Source organism: Acidibrevibacterium fodinaquatile (genome assembly GCF_003352165.1).
GTDB lineage: Bacteria > Pseudomonadota > Alphaproteobacteria > Acetobacterales > Acetobacteraceae > Acidibrevibacterium > Acidibrevibacterium fodinaquatile.
In genome coordinates, this window is record NZ_CP029176.1 from 3,869,628 (window position 1) to 3,885,045 (window position 15,418).

Genomic DNA, 15,418 nt, shown 5'->3' on the forward strand with positions numbered 1-15,418 from the left:
CGAAATTTTTTTTCGCCACATCGCTCGCGGGAAAAAAGCCCCGGCGAGCGCCTCAGCCGCGGCCGCGGGCGAGCGCCCCGAGCGCCCCGAGCGCAAAAAACAGGCGCCAGGGCAGGAGGCGCGCCAGTTTCAAAAGCCAGACGGTCGGCCGCGGAAAAGCGATTTCAAAGCCGGTGCCGGCGAGACCGCGCTGGATGCGCGAAGCCGCCGCCTCGGCGCTGAGGACAAAGGGCTTGGATGCGGTATTGGCGGCGATCATCGGGGTTGCGACGAACCCGGGGTTGATCACCTGCACCAGAATGCCGCTTTCTGCGGCCTCGAAGCGGAGCGAACTCGCCATGTGGATCAAGGCCGCCTTGCTTGCGCCATAGGCGCTGGCGCGGGGGAGACCGAGATAGCCGGCGACGGAGGCGACAATGCCGATCTGGCCAAACCGGCGGGCACGCATGCCGGGCAGAACGGCGGCGAGCATATTGGCGACGCCAAGCACATTGACCGCCATCACCTGCGCGAAAGCCTCGGCGTCGAAATCGCTCAATCCCATCCGCCGCCACACCCCGGCATTGGCAATCGCAAGGGCAACCGGCCGGCCGGCTTCAGCCTCGATCCTGGCGAGCGCGTTGGCCATCGCTGGCGCCTCGGTGACGTCGGCGGCGATGACAAAAACCCGTTCGGCGGGATAATGCTGCGCGAAGGCCTGCAATTCCGCCTCTCGCCGCGCCGTCAATGCGACCGTCCAGCCTTCATCGAGCAAAAACCGCGCGAGTTCGCGGCCAATCCCCGACGAGGCGCCGGTGATCCACGCAACCCCATCTTCCGGCCGCGCCGGTCTGAGCCCCCGCTCCGTCACTCAGAGCCTCTCATAGGTGATATGCGAACCATCCGAGCCGGTGAGCGCCAAACCGACCCAATGTTTCGGCGGCGGCGCCTCGCCGGGTTTTGCCTTGTCCTCGGCATACCAGAGATGAACATTGAGATCACCGCTCGCAGCGTAATGGACGGCCTCGATGCGATCGCCATTGGCGGCCGGGATGGTTTCCGGGCCGAGTGCGACGATTTTCGCATGGAGCAGCTTGCCGTCGATATTATCGATCAGCGGCGCGCTCAAGGTGCGGGGATTCCAGTATGTCGTGACGATCGCGCCCTCGGGGGCGGCATATTTCTCCTTGATCGTCTCAACCCAGAGCGTGCCGCCATCGCGCCGCGCCATGACCTTGGTGTGGGTGCCGTTATCGTTGGTTTTCGACTCAAAGCGGGTCAGCGTGTCGCCGTCCCAGATTTCCGTGCTTTCGTTATTGTAACGATAAAGCGGGATCGGCCCGAGCTTGACCGCGATATCGATGACCACCTTCACGGTGAGCGGGCCGAGCACCGGCGGCGGTTTCGCCGGCGCCGGCACGGGAGTGGGCGCGGGCTTGGCGTTGCCGGGCGGGCTGCCAGCGGCAGCGGTCGTGGCCGCGGGCGGCGGCTGATCGGTGCGGCCTTTTTGGGTAAAGGTCAGGCCATGGGTGCCGATGACATTGCCATTGCGCATGATACGAAAACGAAGGCTGCCACTCGCCGGCACCGGGAGGTCGGCACCCGGCTGGGGCGGGGCGGTCTTGCTCGCGGTCGCGGCGAAAATTCGTGCCGGCGCCACGAGCCCCATGCCCAGCGCGACCAATCCTCGCCGTCGAAGCAGTATCACATCCGATCTCCTTTTGCCGAAGCTTGCCGGCGCGATCCCTTGTCGGCAAGCCACGATGCAGCGAGCAGAAAAGCCATACCGCCGCTTATGGCCGGACGATCACCATGATCACGATCACGATCATCAAAACCGTTGGGATCTCATTGGCAATGCGATAAAATTTCGTGCCATGGCGATTGCGGTCGTGAAGGAAGTCCCGCCGCCAGCGAGAGAGAGCGCCATGAAACCCCGACATCAGCAAAACCGCGAGCAATTTTACGTGCCACCAGCCGGCCTGCCAGTTGATCACGCCAGGGGTGAGAACGAGAAGGATACCAAAGCCCCAGGTCGCGATCATCGCCGGGTTGATGATCTGCTTCAAGAGCCGCCGCTCCATCACCTTGAACTGTTCGGAAGCCGCCGATCCCGGCGCCACGGCGCAATGATAGACATAAAGCCGTGGCAGATAGAACATGCCGGCCATCCAAGCGATCACCGCCATCACGTGGAACGCCTTGATCCAGTGATAGAACGGCGTGAGAAACGCGAGTGTCATGACCGATCTCCAAAGGGGCAGCCGCGATGATGGGCAGCACAGAGCCGCCCGCCCTGATGGCTGCAAAGCCCCGGCCCGCGCGCCAGCGCCGCCTGCGCCAGAGCGGCGAGAGCGGCGATGAAGCCGGGCTCGTCGTTTTGCGCAGGCACGCGGAAATAGCCCGGCACGCCATGTTTTTTCGCGACCTCGGCATATTCGATATCGAGTTCGACGAGGGTTTCGGAATGGTCTGAGACGAACGCGATCGGCGCGACGACGAGGGCGACACCCTCCTCCCCGGCGCGCGTGATTTCGGCTTCCGTGCTCGGCTCCAGCCATTTTTGCGGCGTCGCCCGGGACTGATAGCAAACCCGCCAATCGAGATCCGGCTCACCAAGCGCCGCCGCGATGGCGCGAGCACTCGCTTCTACCTGCGCCTGATAGGGATCGCCACCTTTGACGATCACCTCCGGCAAACCATGCGCCGAAAATAAGAGGCGACGCGGTGTTCCCGGCGCGAGCCGCGCACGTGCCGCGGCGATCGCGCGGCGAACCAGGGCGGCAGTCGCGGCAATGTAGCCGGGATCGTCCGACCAGCAGCAGAGCGTGGTCACCTCTGCTGCAAGGCCAGCGCGCGCCGCCGCCTCGCGCCAAGCGGCGAGCGAGCTTGCCGTGGTGGTGGTCGAAAATTGCGGATAGAGCGGCAGGAGCAAGACCCGGTCCGGCTTCCAGGCGGCAACCGCGCGCGCGGTTTCGGTGCTGAACGGATGCCAATAGCGCATGGCAATGAACACCCGCACCGGGTCGGAAAACCGTGCGGCGAGCGCCTTCGCCTGCCGCTCGGTGAGTTCGAGAAGCGGCGATTTACCGCCCATCAGCGCGTAGTTGGCGCGCGCCGGCGCGCGCCGCGCGCGTGCGATCCAGCGGGCGAGAAAAGGGCGGATGAAGAAGGGGACGCGCAAAATCGCCGGATCAGTAAAAAGGTTTTTTAAAAATGGCCCAACCGCGTCCATCCCGTCCGGCCCGCCGAGATTGAAGAGAACGATGGCGGTGCGAGGAAGATCCGTGTCCGGCATGCTCGGGTCAGGTAATGCCGCGACCGCCGCCGTCAAGCCGTCCACAGTCATGCCGTCTCGCCGCCGCTGCGCACCAAGGCGATGAGTTCGGCGACATGGGCGGGCGGTGTTTCCGGCAGAATGCCATGGCCAAGGTTGAAGACATGCGCGCGCCCGCGGAGCGCCGCGAGGATTCGCCTGACCTCGGCGATCATCGGCGCGCCGCCGGCAAGCAGCGCCACCGGGTCCAAATTGCCTTGCAGCGCGACCGGTGCCGCAACCAGGGCGGCAGCGAGCGCCGGATCCGTCGCGGTATCCATCCCGACCGCGTCAACCCCACTGATCGCCGCATAGAGGCCAAGCTGGCCGCCGGCGAGGCGCGGAAACCCGATCACCGGCACCTCTGGAAATTGCTTGCCAAGCGCGCTTTTGATCCGCGCCGCCGGGTTGGCAACATAGTGGCGAAACAGCGAGGGCGGCAGCACACCGGCCCAGCTATCGAACAGCATCACCGCCTCGGCCCCGGCTTCGATCTGAAGTGAGAGGCTGGTGATCGTTGCCTCGGTCAACACCGCGAGCAAATTCTCGAAATCCCGTGGCTCGCGATAGGCCACGGCGCGCGTGCGGGCGTGGTCTTTCGAGCCGCCGCCTTCGATCATGTAACAGGCGACGGTGAAGGGCGCGCCGGCAAAGCCGATCAGCGCCGTATCCTCGCCGAGCCCGGCGCGGACCCGCGCGATCGCTTCCATAACCGGCGCGAGCGCGCCCTCGAGCCGGCGAAGATCGAGACCGGCGGTATCCTCGGGCTGCCAACGCGGCAGCACCGGGCCTTCGCCGTCTGCAAAGCGCAGGCCATAGCCGAGCGCCCAGGGCAGAATCAAAATATCGCTGAACAGGATCGCGCCATCCATGCCGAAACGCCGCACCGGCTGCAGCGTGACTTCGGCAGCGAGGTCAGGCGTCGTGCAGAGGGTGATGAAATCGCCGGCGCGGGCGCGAAGGGCGCGATATTCCGCGAGATACCGCCCGGCCTGGCGCATCAGCCAGAGCGGCGGCGGCCAGGATGGCGTTCCCCGCAGGACCGAGACCAGCTTTTTCGCCACATCCTATCCTTTCGCCGCTATCCTCTCCTCTTAAAGAGAAGAGAGATAAAAGAAAATATGAGGCTTGAGTGGAACCCTGTGGATTATGGGGTACCCACCAAAGCACTGTCTTATCATTATCTTGTCCACAGCGTGATAGCGGCGCAACCGCCCGGAAAAGCGGCTTATTTCTGACCTATCCCGAAGCGGCGGAGTGAGCTGCGGCAAGCTTGCACAGGATCTCGTCGCGTGCCGCGTTATCCCCACTATTCACAGCCGCGATGAGAGAAGCGGCTGTTTTTCCCGCTTATCCCCGCTATCCTCGCTCCCATGACCCACCAACGCATGAACCTCCATCTCGTCTCGGATGCGACCGGCGAGACCCTCAATTCGGTTGCCCGCGCGACCGTCGCCCAGTTCGAGCATGTCGAGATCGTCTATCATCGTTGGTCGCTGATCCGCTCGCGTCTGCAACTCCATCGCGTCCTGGAAGGGATCGAGGCCGAGCCGGGGCCGGTCTTGTCAACGCTGGTCGATCGCGCACTTCGCCATGAGCTTGATGTGTTTTGTGAGCGTTTGGGGATTAGCGTCGTCAATGTTCTTGATCCGGTGATCGCCGTTCTCCAGGAAAAGATCGGGGAGGTGGCAACCGCGCGGCCCGGGCGGCAATATGTGCTGGATGCCGATTATTTTCGCCGCATCGATGCCATGCACTATGTCCTCGCCCATGATGACGGCCAGGCCGAGGCCGGTATCGCCGAAGCCGATGTTTGTCTCGTGGGCGTCTCGCGGAGTTCGAAGACGCCAACCGCCTTCTATCTTGCCAATCGCGGCGTTAAGGCGGCGAACGTGCCGCTCGTTCCCAATCTCCCGGTGCCCGCGGTGCTCGACAATTTGTCCTGTCCGATCATCGGCTTGACGATCGAGGCGCAGGCTCTGATCGATATCCGGCGGCATCGCTTGCGCTTGATCGGGGCGCCGGGCCTGGCGCGCCATGATGCGGCCGACTATGTCGATGAGGAGGCGGTGAAAGCCGAATTGCTCTGGGCGCGGCGGCTTTGCGCTCGGCAAGGCTGGCCGGTGATCGATGTCACCCGCCGCTCGATCGAGGAGACGGCGGCGGCGGTGTTGCAGCGCATGGAGGAATGGCACGCCCGCCGGGCGCGCAAAAGCGCAAGCGGCGGAGAAAGCGCCGCCCACAGCGTGCCGTGACACTGATTCTCGCGAGTGCTTCGGCGGTGCGTCTCTCCTTGCTGAAGGGCGCTGGGCTTTCGGTGGCGGCAAAGCCAGCGGCGATCGATGAGGCAGCGATCAAGGCAGCGGCGCGGGCCGAGGCGGCCGATGTCGCGGACACCGCGCTTTTGCTCGCCGAGATGAAGGCAAGGCGGGTGGCGCGGGCAGCACCCGCGGCGCTGGTCATCGGGGCCGATCAGATTCTCGTCCAGGGTTCGGAATGGTTCGACAAACCCGCCGATCTCGCGACCGCCGCCAAGCAATTGCGCCGTCTCGCCGGTGTTTGGCACGAACTGGTCACCGCAATCGTCTGTTGGCGCGGTGATGCGGTGCTGTGGCGCCATGTCGCGCGGCCGCGTCTTCGCATGCGCCCGCTGTCGGAGGCGGCGCTCGCCGCCTATCTCGCCGCCGAGGGCGAACGGGTGCTTTCCTCGGTCGGCGCCTATCGTCTCGAAGGGCCGGGGATCCAGTTGTTCGAGGCCATCGAGGGCGAGTATTTCAGTATCCTCGGCTTGCCGCTTCTGCCGCTCCTTGGGTTTCTTCGTCAGCATTTCGGATGCGAATGGCTTTCCGCCACGACGGGCGAGGAAACGTCCTTCACTCCCCCGTGACACTGGTAACATTCATGTGTTATATACCACGGCGATCAACCCCGAGGCTATGGCGGCTTTGCGCCTGTCCGGCTGACGGAAACGTGGTCTGGCGACAAACCACGATGTTCAACGGCTATTGATCACGCCTATCAATCTCAGGCATGCTTGGCGCGGCAGCGAAACACGTTCCGCGTTACGTCTTAACCGATGAGGGAGGAAATCTCGATGAAGCAAAAACAGCGCACGCTCGCGCTATCACTCACCGTTGCGGTGGGGACGGCGTTCGCCGCCTCGACCGCGATGGCGCAAGCGATCGACAGCAAGCGGATCGAAGCCAATAACCCGAATGATTGGCTCACCTACCATGGATCTTACAACTCCTATCACTATAGCGGGTTGACCCAGATCAATGCGAAGAACGTCAAGGATCTTTCGGTCGCCTGGATCCACATTCCCGGCCACTCGACGCGCGGCTTGCAATCGATGCCGCTGGTCGCCGACGGTGTTCTCTATTATTCGGGCTCCTATAGCCGCGTCTTCGCGATTGACGGCGCGACCGGACAGGTGCTCTGGTCCTATTTCCCGGAGCTCGACGATGCCCTCGTCGCCCGCCAGACCCATTCGCCCTATAACCGCGGCGTCGCCCTCGGCGAGGGCAAAGTGTTCGTCGGCACCGTCGATGGCCGCCTGATCGCCCTCGACATGAAAACCGGCAAGCCGGTTTGGGACACCAAGCTGATCGACAGCCAAAAGCTCACCATCGGCTTCACCGGCGCGCCGCTCTATGTCAATGGCGAGGTGGTGATCGGCTCGCAAGGTGGTGAATGGCCGGTGCGCGGCATGATTTATGCGGTCGATGCGACCACCGGCAAGCTGCGCTGGGACTTCAACACCATCGCCCCGACCGACGAGACCAAGAAGACCTGGGGCAATGATTCCTGGCGGGTCGGCGGCGGCGGCGGCTGGATGCCGGGGGGCTATGACGCCGAAACCAATACCATCTGGTGGGGCACCTCGAACGGCGCGCCACTCTATGACTGGTCCGGCCCCGATTGGATGCACAACGGCGCCCGCCCCGGCACCAATCTCTATATCAGCTCGGTGCTCGGCCTCGATGCCGCTTCCGGCAAGCTGAAATTCTTCCATCAGGAGAACCCGCACGACGTGTGGGATTTCGATAGCGCCGTCGGCGAATTCCTGATGATCGATCGCGCCGGTCAGAAATACGTCGTCCACCCCAACAAGGGCGGCTATATTTTCGTCTATGACCGCAGCGCCAACGTCAAAAACGTCTGGCCGATCTCGCATAACATCAATTACGCGAAGATCGACCCCAAGACCGGCGAATTGACCGACCGCCGCGACATGACCGCCGGCAAGCAGGCCGAAGTGCTGTGCCCGCACATCTCCGGCGGGGTGAGCTGGAATGCCGGCTCCTATGACCCGAAAACCGGGCTCTATTACAAAATCGGCAATGAATGGTGCATGCATCTTGAGGTCGTGAAGACGACGCCGGTGACCACGCCGCAGGTGCAGCTCAATATCGGCGCCAATTTCACCATCGCGCCGCCCCCCAATGGCCCGATCTATGGCCATCTCGACGCCCGTGATCCGATCACCGGGCAAACCAAGTGGGAAGTTCGTTTTCCTGAGCCGCCGCTCGCCAGCGTTCTCTCCACCGGCGGCGATTTGGTCTTCGTTCCCGATGCCCGTGGCACGGTCCACGCCTATGATGCAACCACTGGCAAGGAATTGTGGAACCACGGCGATGGCACCGGCCATCAGGGCGGCATCATCAGCTACGCCGCCCACGGCAAGCAATATGTCGCGGTTGTTGCCGGCTTCGGCGGTATGGCAAGCGATGACTATGCGCCGACCTTCGGCGGCGTCTTCAAAAGCATGCCCCGTGATGACGGCGCGCTGGTCGTCTACAGCCTCTCGAAGTAATCTCTGAGTGATCGCAACCGGCGAGACGTGATGTCTCGCCGGTTGTTTTTTGGAAATTTTGTCAAGCCGATGAAAAATCTCACACTTTGCTCGGTGGTTGCCATCGCTGCGATGGTCTCCGCGGTGCCGGCAATGGCACAACCGGCCGATCAGGCCTCGCATTTGGATGTCAATCAGCTCTTTGCCACCACCTGCGGCTGGTGCCATAGTGATGGCGGCCGGGTCGCCGGCAAGGGGCCGCAATTGATGAACACCAAACGCAGCGATGATTTCATTCGCTATCGCATCAAGCATGGCAAGGAAGGCGCCATGCCGGCCTTCGGCAGCACCCTCAACGATGCCGATATCGACAAAATCATTCAGTATATTCGCGCCCTGAAACCGGAGCAGCCATGAGATATTTGCTCGCCGCCGCGATGTTCGCCATCTTTGCGGCCCATGCCGAGGCGCGTTCGCTTGATGACATCCGCGCCCGCGGCGTGCTCGGGGTGTGCGCCCATCCCAACGCGCTGCCCTTTTCCAGCAAAGCCGGTGATCCGCCAGGCTTTCAGATCGAGCTGGCGCGTGCCATCGCCGCCAAAATCGGTGTCGCCATGGAGCCCGATTGGGTGGTCACCGGCTTTCAGATCCGCGCCGCCAATTGCGACATCATGCTCGACACCATCGAGAATCGCGAGGCGCAGGAAGAGTCGAATCTCAAGACATCTAAACCTTATTATCGCACGGGTGCCGCTCTCGTGGTGCCGGCGGGCAGCAAAATCACCTCATTCGACGCCCTCGGCCCGGCAACCAAGGTCGGCGTTCTTCTCGGCTCGACGGCGGCGATGTCCCTCGGCGAGCGCCATATCGGCATTTCGATCTTTGGCTTCGAAGATGACGCGCTCGACGGTCTGGCCCATCATGAGGTCGATGCGGTGATGGTGACCCCGGCGGCGGCAGGCTATTACAATCTCCGTCACCCTGACCATCCGGTGCAAATCATCGGGCTCGATGAGCGTGATCCCGGTCTTGCCTGGAATGTCTCGGTCGGCATGGTGAAGCCCGACGCCGATCTCCGGGCTGCGATCGACGCGGCGCTGGCGAGCTTGGCCGCCGATGGCACCATCGCACAAATCTATCGCCATTACGGGGTCACCCTGCTCGCGCCGAAATAGCGCGTTCCCGAAGACGGATCTCGCGCCTTGGCCTGAGACGCTATAGCAGTTTTCGCTCGCGCAGACTGACCCAGCGGCCATTGCCGATGATCACGTGGTCATGCAGCACGATCGCGAGAGCCTCGGCTGCCTTGCGGGTCTCGGCGGTCATGGCGATATCCTCGCGCGAGGGCGTGGGGTCGCCGCTCGGATGGTTGTGGACCAGGATGATCGCCGCGGCGTGCAGTTCCAACGCCCGCTTCACCACTTCGCGCGGATAGACCGGGGTGTGATTGACGGTGCCGCGCGCCTGCACCTCGTCGGCGAGCAGATGGTTGCGGGAATCGAGAAACAGCACGCGGAACTGTTCCACCCGCTCACGCGCAAGCGCGGCATTGAGATAATCGATCAGCCGCGCCCAGTTATCGAGCAGCGGCCGGTCCCTGATCTCGCTTCGCGCAAGGCGGAGTGCGGCCGCCTGGACGGTTTTCAGCGCCGCCGCGCCGGCTTCGCCGAGGCCCTCGATCGTGCGCAAATCGGCGAGCGGTCCGGCGATCGCGCCGGCAAAACTGCCGAAGCGCGCGAGCAGAGCCTTGGCGATCGCCTTGGTGTCACGCCGCGGCAGCGCGGTGAACAGCACCATTTCCAGCAATTCGTGATCGGCGAGCGATTCCGCCCCGGCGGCGAGGAGGCGCGCGCGCATCCGCGCCCGATGCCCCTCGGCGCCGGCCGGTTTGCGGGGCTGCGGCGCCGCGCTTGAAAACAGGTCGGGAGGCGGGGGCGCGGACAAGCGCGCGCTCAACCGGCGATGGGGTAAGGTGGTTTCTCGTAGCCGGCGGGCGAGAGGGTAAAAATCTCGCAGCCCGCCTCGGTGACGCCGAGCATGTGCTCGAATTGGGCCGAGAGGCTGCGATCGCGGGTCACGGCGGTCCAGCCATCGTCGAGGATTTTCACCTCGGCGCGGCCGACATTGACCATCGGCTCGATGGTGAAGACCATCCCTGGGCGAAGCGTGATCCCGTCGCCGCGGCGGCCGAAATGGAGGATATTGGGCGGCTCGTGGAAACGCCGGCCGATGCCATGGCCGCAGAAATCCCGCACCACGCTGAAACGCTTGGCTTCGACGAAACTCTGGATGGCAAAGCCGATATCGCCGAGCGTCGCCCCCGGTTTGACCGCCGCGATGCCGCGCAGCAAGGCTTCATAGGTGACATCGATCAGCACCCGGGCGCGGGTCGAGGCATTGCCCGCGACATACATCCGGCTGCTGTCGCCGTGCCAGCCGTCGAGGATCACCGTGACATCGATGTTGACGATATCGCCCTCGTCGAGGCGACGCTCACCGGGAATGCCGTGGCAGACGACATGGTTGATCGAGGTGCAGATCGATTTCGGAAAGCCGCGATAATGGAGCGGTGCCGGCACCGCGCCGTGAGCGACGATGAACTCATGGCACAGGGTGTCGAGTTCAGCGGTGCTGACGCCGGGGCGGACATGCGGGGTGATCATGTCGAGGGTTTCGGCGGCGAGCCGCCCGGCCGCACGCAGCCCGGCGAAATCGGCTTCCTGATAAAGCGTGACACGCCGGGCATCGGCTCCGCCGTCCATGGTCTGATCCCTTTGCTCCCGTATCTGGGACGATGCCGCCGCACCTCCCGCGATCATTGAGGAAAGATGCGCAACCGAGCGGCACGGCGCAAGGGTCTCGGCGTGGCAAATCCTCGGCCAGGTCGGGTCAGGTCAGCGTTGGCGGCACCGGCAATGGCTTCTGGGCAGGGGCATGGCTGCTGAGCGTGGGCGCGCCGGCATGGCCCGGCGCGTGGGGCTTATGGTGCGGCGAGAGATGGTCTGAGGCGTCATGCACGAGATGGGCGTGTTTTTTGTGCCAGCGCGAGGCGGCGGCGAGCCGTGTCGGCGGCGGCCCGCCCGGGCGGCGGAGCGCTGGCGGCAAGGTCGCGGCATGGGCGGTCGCGATCAGGCCCCAATTCCCCCCGCCGGCTTTCTTGCCACTCGCGCGGGCGAGCAGGATCCCGCTTCCCGGCACGCCAAGGCTGGAAAAACCCTGATCGAGGAGTGCCGCCATATGCTGATCGCGCTCCGGGTTGGAACTGGCACCCAGCACGACGCCGATCAGCCGGGTGTCACCGCGCACCGCGCTGGTGACGAGATTATGGCCGGCGGCCTCGGTATAGCCGGTCTTGAGCCCGTCCGCGCCCTCATAGGTCGTGAGCATATGGTCGTGATTGGGGATCATGCGGCCATGGAAGACGAAGCCGGGGACGCTGAAATAGCGATATTGATCGGGATAGTCCTGGATGATGTGGCGGGCGAGGAGGGCGAGGTCTCGCGCGGTGGTGACCTGCTCGGGGTCGGGAAGGCCGGAGGCGTTGCGGAACGTGGTATGCGACATGCCGAGCGCGCGGGCGCGCAGCGTCATCATTTGAGCGAAACGTGTTTCCGAGCCGCCGAGCATTTCCCCGAGGGCGGCGGCGGCGTCATTGGCGGATTTGGTGACCAAGGCGAGAACGGCCTGCTCGACGGTGAGGCGCGTTCCCGGGCGGAGATCGAGTTTGGACGGCTCCTGAGACGCGGCATAGGCCGACACCGGCACCCGATCCGAAAGCGCGATCCGCCGGTCGCGCAACGCCTCGAAGGTGAGATAAAGGGTCATGAGCTTGGTGAGGCTCGCCGGATAGCGCGCGGCATCGGGATTGGCGGCATAGAGCACGCGGCCCGACGCCGCGTCGATCACCATCGCGCTGTAGCGGTCAGAGCCGATCTGCGCGCGGGCGACGCCGGGCAGCAAGGCCAACGCCAGCAAAAACAGGGCGGCGAAGCGCAGCCTCTGGCCGCCGCGTCGTGCGCCAGCGTGACCCTCCCCGTCTGGCACGCCCCCGTCTGGCACGCCTGTCAAAAACGCCATCCTCGTCTTCCCTATTGTCATGCCGCCATGAGTGTAGCGGCGGGGACGCTTTCCTGTCCAGGTGGAAATCTCGAAATTCAGTCTGCCTTTGAAGGGGTTAAGGAACAATTTTCAAGCGGCGCTCGGACGCGCGCGAAACCGCGTGGCGAAAAGCCGGCACGAGCAACGGCATGATCTTTTTATTGCGGTGCACAAAAATCCCTTGACCGCCTCTATCGATCGATTTATATCCGCGTTGTTGCAGTGCAGCAAAGCCGGGGTCGCCGGCTGGTCCGGGTCAGCCGAACAGGCCGGCGCGGGCGCCAAAAAGGCGGCCGATGTCGTGAAAATGGCTCCGGGTCAGCGTGCCTGCCGCAAATGAGAATGGAGATGCAACGTGGCGACGAAACCCAAAGCAGTCGCGGTCGCATCGGCCGCGCCCGGTGCGGCGCGCGAGGTTCATGGTGAGCCTGCCGCCACCGCGCCGCAAAAAGCAGTGATCCCGGCTGCTCCGACGAAGCAGGGAAAAACAACGATGATGGAGTTTCCCATGAAGGAACAGATGGACAAGGCAATCAAGGCGACCGAGGATTTCGTCACCTTCGGTCAGGGCAATGTCGAGGCGCTGGTGAAGTCGAGCCAGATCTGGGCGGCCGGCGTGCAGGATCTCTCGAAGCAGTTTGCCGCCTCGGCGCAGGCGCAGTTCGAGGAGACGGTGAACGTGTTCAAGGCGCTGAGCGGCGTCAAGTCGCTCAAGGACGCGGTGGATCTTCACTCCAATCTCGCCCGCACCACGTTCGAGAAGTCGGTGGCCGAGGCCGGCCGCTTCACCGATGCCTCCTTCAAGCTCGCCGAGCAGGCGACGGCGCCGCTGCTCGCGCGCGTCACCCTCGCGGCCGATAAGTTCACCAAAACCGCCTAACGCATCGCCGTCGACGCTTCCCGGAACGCTCTCCTTCCCGGCGTTTCCGGGGAGCGCAAAACGGCGGTGATGCGAAGCCTGGAACCCGCTGCGGGTTCCGGGCTTTTTCGTGTCCCGAGACTTTTTCGTGTCTACTGACGGGCGACGTCTTGACCGGCGGCGCAAGCCCGGGTTTTCTCGCGCTTATGCCTTCTTCCGCCCCACCCGCCGCGAAAGACCGCACAGCGCCGCGCGAAAGCCCGGCGGCGCAAGCCGCCCGCGCCGCGCGGCAAGCCAAGGAAGCCGAGGCGCTCCGCGCCAATCTCGGCAAACGCAAGGCGCAAAGCCGCGCCCGGAAAGACGCAGGCGCGCCGTTGCCGCCCGCAACTGTGGGCTAAACCACCAGCCTAAAGACCGCATCCCCGGGGCGAGAAACCGGGTGGCGGCGTTTGCTCTCGGCGAGGGGTGGTGTCTTCGCCGCTTTTCACCCAGCAACGCGCGCGGCCAGCGCCTGGCCGATTTCCGCGGTGCTGGCGGTGCCGCCGAGATCGCGGGTGCGGGGGCCGGGTTCGGCGAGGAGAGCGGCGATCGCGGCCTCGATCGTCCGCGCCGCGTCTTTTTCGCCGAGATGGTCGAGCATCATCGCCGCCGACCAGATCTGGCCGATCGGGTTGCAAATGCCGCGGCCGGCGATATCCGGCGCCGAGCCGTGCACCGGCTCGAACATCGAAGGATAGCGGCGTTCGGGATTGATATTGGCCGAGGGCGCGATGCCGATCGAGCCGGCGACGGCGGGGCCGAGATCGCTCAGGATATCGCCGAACAGGTTGGAGCCGACGACGACATCGAACCAGTCCGGGTGCTGGACGAAGTGGGCGCAGAGAATGTCGATATGAAACTGCGCCGTGGTCACGTCCGGGTATTCCCGCGCCATCAGCGCGAAGCGCTCGTCCCAATAGGGCATGGTGACGGTGATGCCGTTCGATTTGGTCGCCGAGGTCAGGTGCTTGCGTGGCCGCGAACGTGCCAGCTCGAAGGCGTGGCGGAGCACGCGATCGACCCCGTGGCGGGTGAAGACGCTTTGCTGGGTTGCGAATTCGCGCTCCGTGCCGACGAAGGCGCGGCCGCCGATATCGGAATATTCGCCCTCGGTGTTTTCGCGCACGACGATGAAATCGATCTCCGCCGGCCCGCGCCCGGCGAGCGGCGTGCGCATGCCCGGCAATAGCCGGCAGGGGCGAAGATTGACATATTGGTCAAAGCCGCGGCGAAGCGGAATGAGCAGCCCCCAGAGCGAGACATGATCAGGAACCCCGGGCCAGCCGACGGCGCCGAGGAAGATCGCATCATGGCCAGCAAGGCGCTCCAACCCATCCGCCGGCATCATCGCGCCGGTGCGCTGGTAGGTTTCGCACGACCAATCATAATGATCGAGGGCGAGGGAGAAGCCGAAGCGGCGCGAAGCCGCGTCCAGCACCCGCAACCCTTCGGGCACGGTTTCCTTGCCGATGCCATCCCCCGGGATCACCGCGATACGATAGGTGCGCGCCATGTCTCTCTCCGTAAAGCCCTGCCAATGATGGACCACGGAAGGCAATCCGGCTAGACCGGGGCCGCTTCATCGGGGGTTGGCGGAGGGTGCCATGGCGGCGAGTGAGATGACGGATTGGGATCGCGGCGCGGCGCTGACCACGGCGCGGATTTTGCTCGAGATCGGGGCGGTGAATTTCCGCCCCGAGGCACCCTACACCCTGACCTCGGGCTGGAAATCGCCAGTCTATATCGATTGCCGGCGGATCATCTATTTCCCCCGCGCGCGCGCCAAGATCTGTGCGCTGGCGGTCGAGAAGATCGGCCGCCAGATTGGCTATGAGAGCGTCGACGTGGTGGTCGGCGGCGAGACCGCGGGCATTCCCTTCGCCGCCTGGATCGCCGATCGGATGCTGGCGCCGATGGCCTATATCCGCAAGAAGCCGAAAGGGTTCGGCCGCGATGCCCTGATCGAGGGTGACGTGCCGGAGGGCAAGCGGACGCTGCTGGTCGAGGATCTGACTACCGACGGGCAGTCAAAAATCCATTTCGCGCAAGCGCTGCGGGACGCCGGCGCGATCATCGAGCATGCGTTCGTGGTGTTTTTCTACGGTGTTTTCCCGGGCAGCCTGCAGACCCTGGCGGGGATGGGAATTACGCTCCATCATCTCGCGACCTGGTGGGACGTGCTCGATGCCGGCAAGGATCGCGGCCATTTTTCCGAGGCCACGCTCGCCGGCGTGCGGCGCTTCCTCGAAGACCCGGTGGCATGGTCGGCAGCGCATGGCGGCGTCGCCAGCGCCGAGGAAGCGGCGCGCTACAAAGCGACGAAACGCTGAAC

18 protein-coding genes are annotated in these 15,418 nt (G+C 64.4%); 9 read left to right on the forward strand and 9 right to left on the reverse strand.

Annotated features, from left to right (window positions below; all coding sequences use genetic code 11):
- Positions 1–52 precede the first annotated feature (52 nt).
- From DEF76_RS18265 to hemE, 5 genes are all read right to left on the reverse strand, one after another.
- Positions 53–850: an SDR family NAD(P)-dependent oxidoreductase gene (locus tag DEF76_RS18265; protein ID WP_114913516.1), complete on the reverse strand. Its 798-nt coding sequence runs from the start codon at positions 848–850 to the stop codon at positions 53–55.
- Entirely contained in the window at positions 851–1,687 is an 837-nt protein-coding gene (locus tag DEF76_RS18270) for a DUF6134 family protein (protein ID WP_162800750.1), read from the reverse strand. It lies immediately after the preceding gene.
- 85 nt (positions 1,688–1,772) lie between these two features.
- Complete coding sequence (gene hemJ, locus DEF76_RS18275) at positions 1,773–2,222, reverse strand: protoporphyrinogen oxidase HemJ (protein ID WP_114913518.1); 450 nt, start codon at positions 2,220–2,222, stop codon at positions 1,773–1,775.
- On the reverse strand, positions 2,219–3,328 hold the full coding sequence (hemH, locus tag DEF76_RS18280) for a ferrochelatase (RefSeq protein WP_338025760.1): 1,110 nt from the start codon (positions 3,326–3,328) through the stop codon (positions 2,219–2,221). The genes hemJ and hemH overlap by 4 nt, the downstream gene beginning before the upstream one ends.
- Positions 3,325–4,359 carry a uroporphyrinogen decarboxylase gene (gene hemE, locus DEF76_RS18285; protein WP_114913520.1) on the reverse strand — a complete coding sequence of 345 codons (1,035 nt, stop codon included), beginning with the start codon at positions 4,357–4,359 and terminating at the stop codon, positions 3,325–3,327. The genes hemH and hemE overlap by 4 nt, the downstream gene beginning before the upstream one ends.
- 309 nt (positions 4,360–4,668) lie before the next feature.
- On the opposite strand from hemE, the gene DEF76_RS18290 reads away from it, so the two are divergent.
- The 5 genes from DEF76_RS18290 to DEF76_RS18310 all read left to right on the forward strand — a co-directional run bounded on the left by DEF76_RS18290 (position 4,669) and on the right by DEF76_RS18310 (position 9,265).
- On the forward strand, positions 4,669–5,550 hold the full coding sequence (locus DEF76_RS18290; protein WP_114913521.1) for a pyruvate, water dikinase regulatory protein: 882 nt from the start codon (positions 4,669–4,671) through the stop codon (positions 5,548–5,550).
- Complete coding sequence (locus tag DEF76_RS18295) at positions 5,547–6,182, forward strand: Maf family protein (RefSeq protein WP_114913994.1); 636 nt, start codon at positions 5,547–5,549, stop codon at positions 6,180–6,182. The genes DEF76_RS18290 and DEF76_RS18295 overlap by 4 nt, the downstream gene beginning before the upstream one ends.
- Positions 6,183–6,389: 207 nt before the next feature.
- A complete protein-coding gene (locus tag DEF76_RS18300) occupies positions 6,390–8,111 on the forward strand; it encodes a pyrroloquinoline quinone-dependent dehydrogenase (RefSeq protein WP_114913522.1) in 1,722 nt (573 codons plus the stop codon).
- 69 nt (positions 8,112–8,180) lie between these two features.
- Positions 8,181–8,507 carry a c-type cytochrome gene (locus DEF76_RS18305; protein ID WP_114913995.1) on the forward strand — a complete coding sequence of 109 codons (327 nt, stop codon included), beginning with the start codon at positions 8,181–8,183 and terminating at the stop codon, positions 8,505–8,507.
- The gene (locus DEF76_RS18310; RefSeq protein WP_114913523.1) at positions 8,504–9,265 is read left to right on the forward strand and encodes a transporter substrate-binding domain-containing protein; all 762 of its coding nucleotides are present in this window, start codon (positions 8,504–8,506) and stop codon (positions 9,263–9,265) included. Before DEF76_RS18305 ends, DEF76_RS18310 begins: the two co-directional genes overlap by 4 nt.
- A 40-nt stretch (positions 9,266–9,305) precedes the next feature.
- Here DEF76_RS18310 and radC read toward each other — a convergent pair whose 3' ends face one another.
- The 3 genes from radC to DEF76_RS18325 form a co-directional block, all read right to left on the reverse strand.
- On the reverse strand, positions 9,306–10,010 hold the full coding sequence (radC, locus tag DEF76_RS18315) for a RadC family protein (RefSeq protein ID WP_240319302.1): 705 nt from the start codon (positions 10,008–10,010) through the stop codon (positions 9,306–9,308).
- Between the two features lie 32 nt (positions 10,011–10,042).
- Positions 10,043–10,852 carry a type I methionyl aminopeptidase gene (map, locus tag DEF76_RS18320; protein ID WP_114913524.1) on the reverse strand — a complete coding sequence of 270 codons (810 nt, stop codon included), beginning with the start codon at positions 10,850–10,852 and terminating at the stop codon, positions 10,043–10,045.
- Positions 10,853–10,979: 127 nt separating this feature from the next.
- Positions 10,980–12,167: a D-alanyl-D-alanine carboxypeptidase family protein gene (locus DEF76_RS18325; protein WP_114913525.1), complete on the reverse strand. Its 1,188-nt coding sequence runs from the start codon at positions 12,165–12,167 to the stop codon at positions 10,980–10,982.
- A 61-nt stretch (positions 12,168–12,228) separates the two neighbouring features.
- Between DEF76_RS18325 and DEF76_RS18330 the strand changes: the two genes are divergently transcribed.
- The 3 genes from DEF76_RS18330 (at position 12,229) to DEF76_RS18340 (ending at position 13,445) form a co-directional block, all read left to right on the forward strand.
- Entirely contained in the window at positions 12,229–12,528 is a 300-nt protein-coding gene (locus DEF76_RS18330) for a hypothetical protein (protein WP_162800751.1), read from the forward strand.
- A gap of 153 nt (positions 12,529–12,681) precedes the next feature.
- Complete coding sequence (locus DEF76_RS18335) at positions 12,682–13,068, forward strand: phasin family protein (RefSeq protein ID WP_114913997.1); 387 nt, start codon at positions 12,682–12,684, stop codon at positions 13,066–13,068.
- Positions 13,069–13,217: 149 nt separating this feature from the next.
- On the forward strand, positions 13,218–13,445 hold the full coding sequence (locus tag DEF76_RS18340; protein WP_114913527.1) for a hypothetical protein: 228 nt from the start codon (positions 13,218–13,220) through the stop codon (positions 13,443–13,445).
- 86 nt (positions 13,446–13,531) lie between these two features.
- Here the strand turns inward: DEF76_RS18340 and DEF76_RS18345 are convergent, their stop codons facing one another.
- Entirely contained in the window at positions 13,532–14,599 is a 1,068-nt protein-coding gene (locus DEF76_RS18345; RefSeq protein WP_114913528.1) for a tartrate dehydrogenase, read from the reverse strand.
- 91 nt (positions 14,600–14,690) lie between these two features.
- Between DEF76_RS18345 and DEF76_RS18350 the strand changes: the two genes are divergently transcribed.
- Positions 14,691–15,416 carry an orotate phosphoribosyltransferase gene (locus DEF76_RS18350; RefSeq protein WP_114913529.1) on the forward strand — a complete coding sequence of 242 codons (726 nt, stop codon included), beginning with the start codon at positions 14,691–14,693 and terminating at the stop codon, positions 15,414–15,416.
- Positions 15,417–15,418: the final 2 nt, after the last annotated feature.

Excerpts from the sequence above, each read along its gene's own strand:
- hemH (WP_338025760.1), bottom strand. The coding sequence starts at position 3,328 with ATGACTGTGGACGGCTTGACGGCGGCGGTCGCGGCATTACCTGACCCG.
- hemJ (WP_114913518.1), bottom strand. The coding sequence starts at position 2,222 with ATGACACTCGCGTTTCTCACGCCGTTCTATCACTGGATCAAGGCGTTC.
- DEF76_RS18310 (WP_114913523.1), top strand. The coding sequence starts at position 8,504 with ATGAGATATTTGCTCGCCGCCGCGATGTTCGCCATCTTTGCGGCCCAT.
- DEF76_RS18345 (WP_114913528.1), bottom strand. The coding sequence starts at position 14,599 with ATGGCGCGCACCTATCGTATCGCGGTGATCCCGGGGGATGGCATCGGC.
- DEF76_RS18290 (WP_114913521.1), top strand. The coding sequence starts at position 4,669 with ATGACCCACCAACGCATGAACCTCCATCTCGTCTCGGATGCGACCGGC.
- map (WP_114913524.1), bottom strand. The coding sequence starts at position 10,852 with ATGGACGGCGGAGCCGATGCCCGGCGTGTCACGCTTTATCAGGAAGCC.
- DEF76_RS18305 (WP_114913995.1), top strand. The coding sequence starts at position 8,181 with ATGAAAAATCTCACACTTTGCTCGGTGGTTGCCATCGCTGCGATGGTC.
- DEF76_RS18325 (WP_114913525.1), bottom strand. The coding sequence starts at position 12,167 with ATGGCGTTTTTGACAGGCGTGCCAGACGGGGGCGTGCCAGACGGGGAG.
- DEF76_RS18350 (WP_114913529.1), top strand. The coding sequence starts at position 14,691 with ATGGCGGCGAGTGAGATGACGGATTGGGATCGCGGCGCGGCGCTGACC.
- DEF76_RS18335 (WP_114913997.1), top strand. The coding sequence starts at position 12,682 with ATGATGGAGTTTCCCATGAAGGAACAGATGGACAAGGCAATCAAGGCG.
- DEF76_RS18300 (WP_114913522.1), top strand. The coding sequence starts at position 6,390 with ATGAAGCAAAAACAGCGCACGCTCGCGCTATCACTCACCGTTGCGGTG.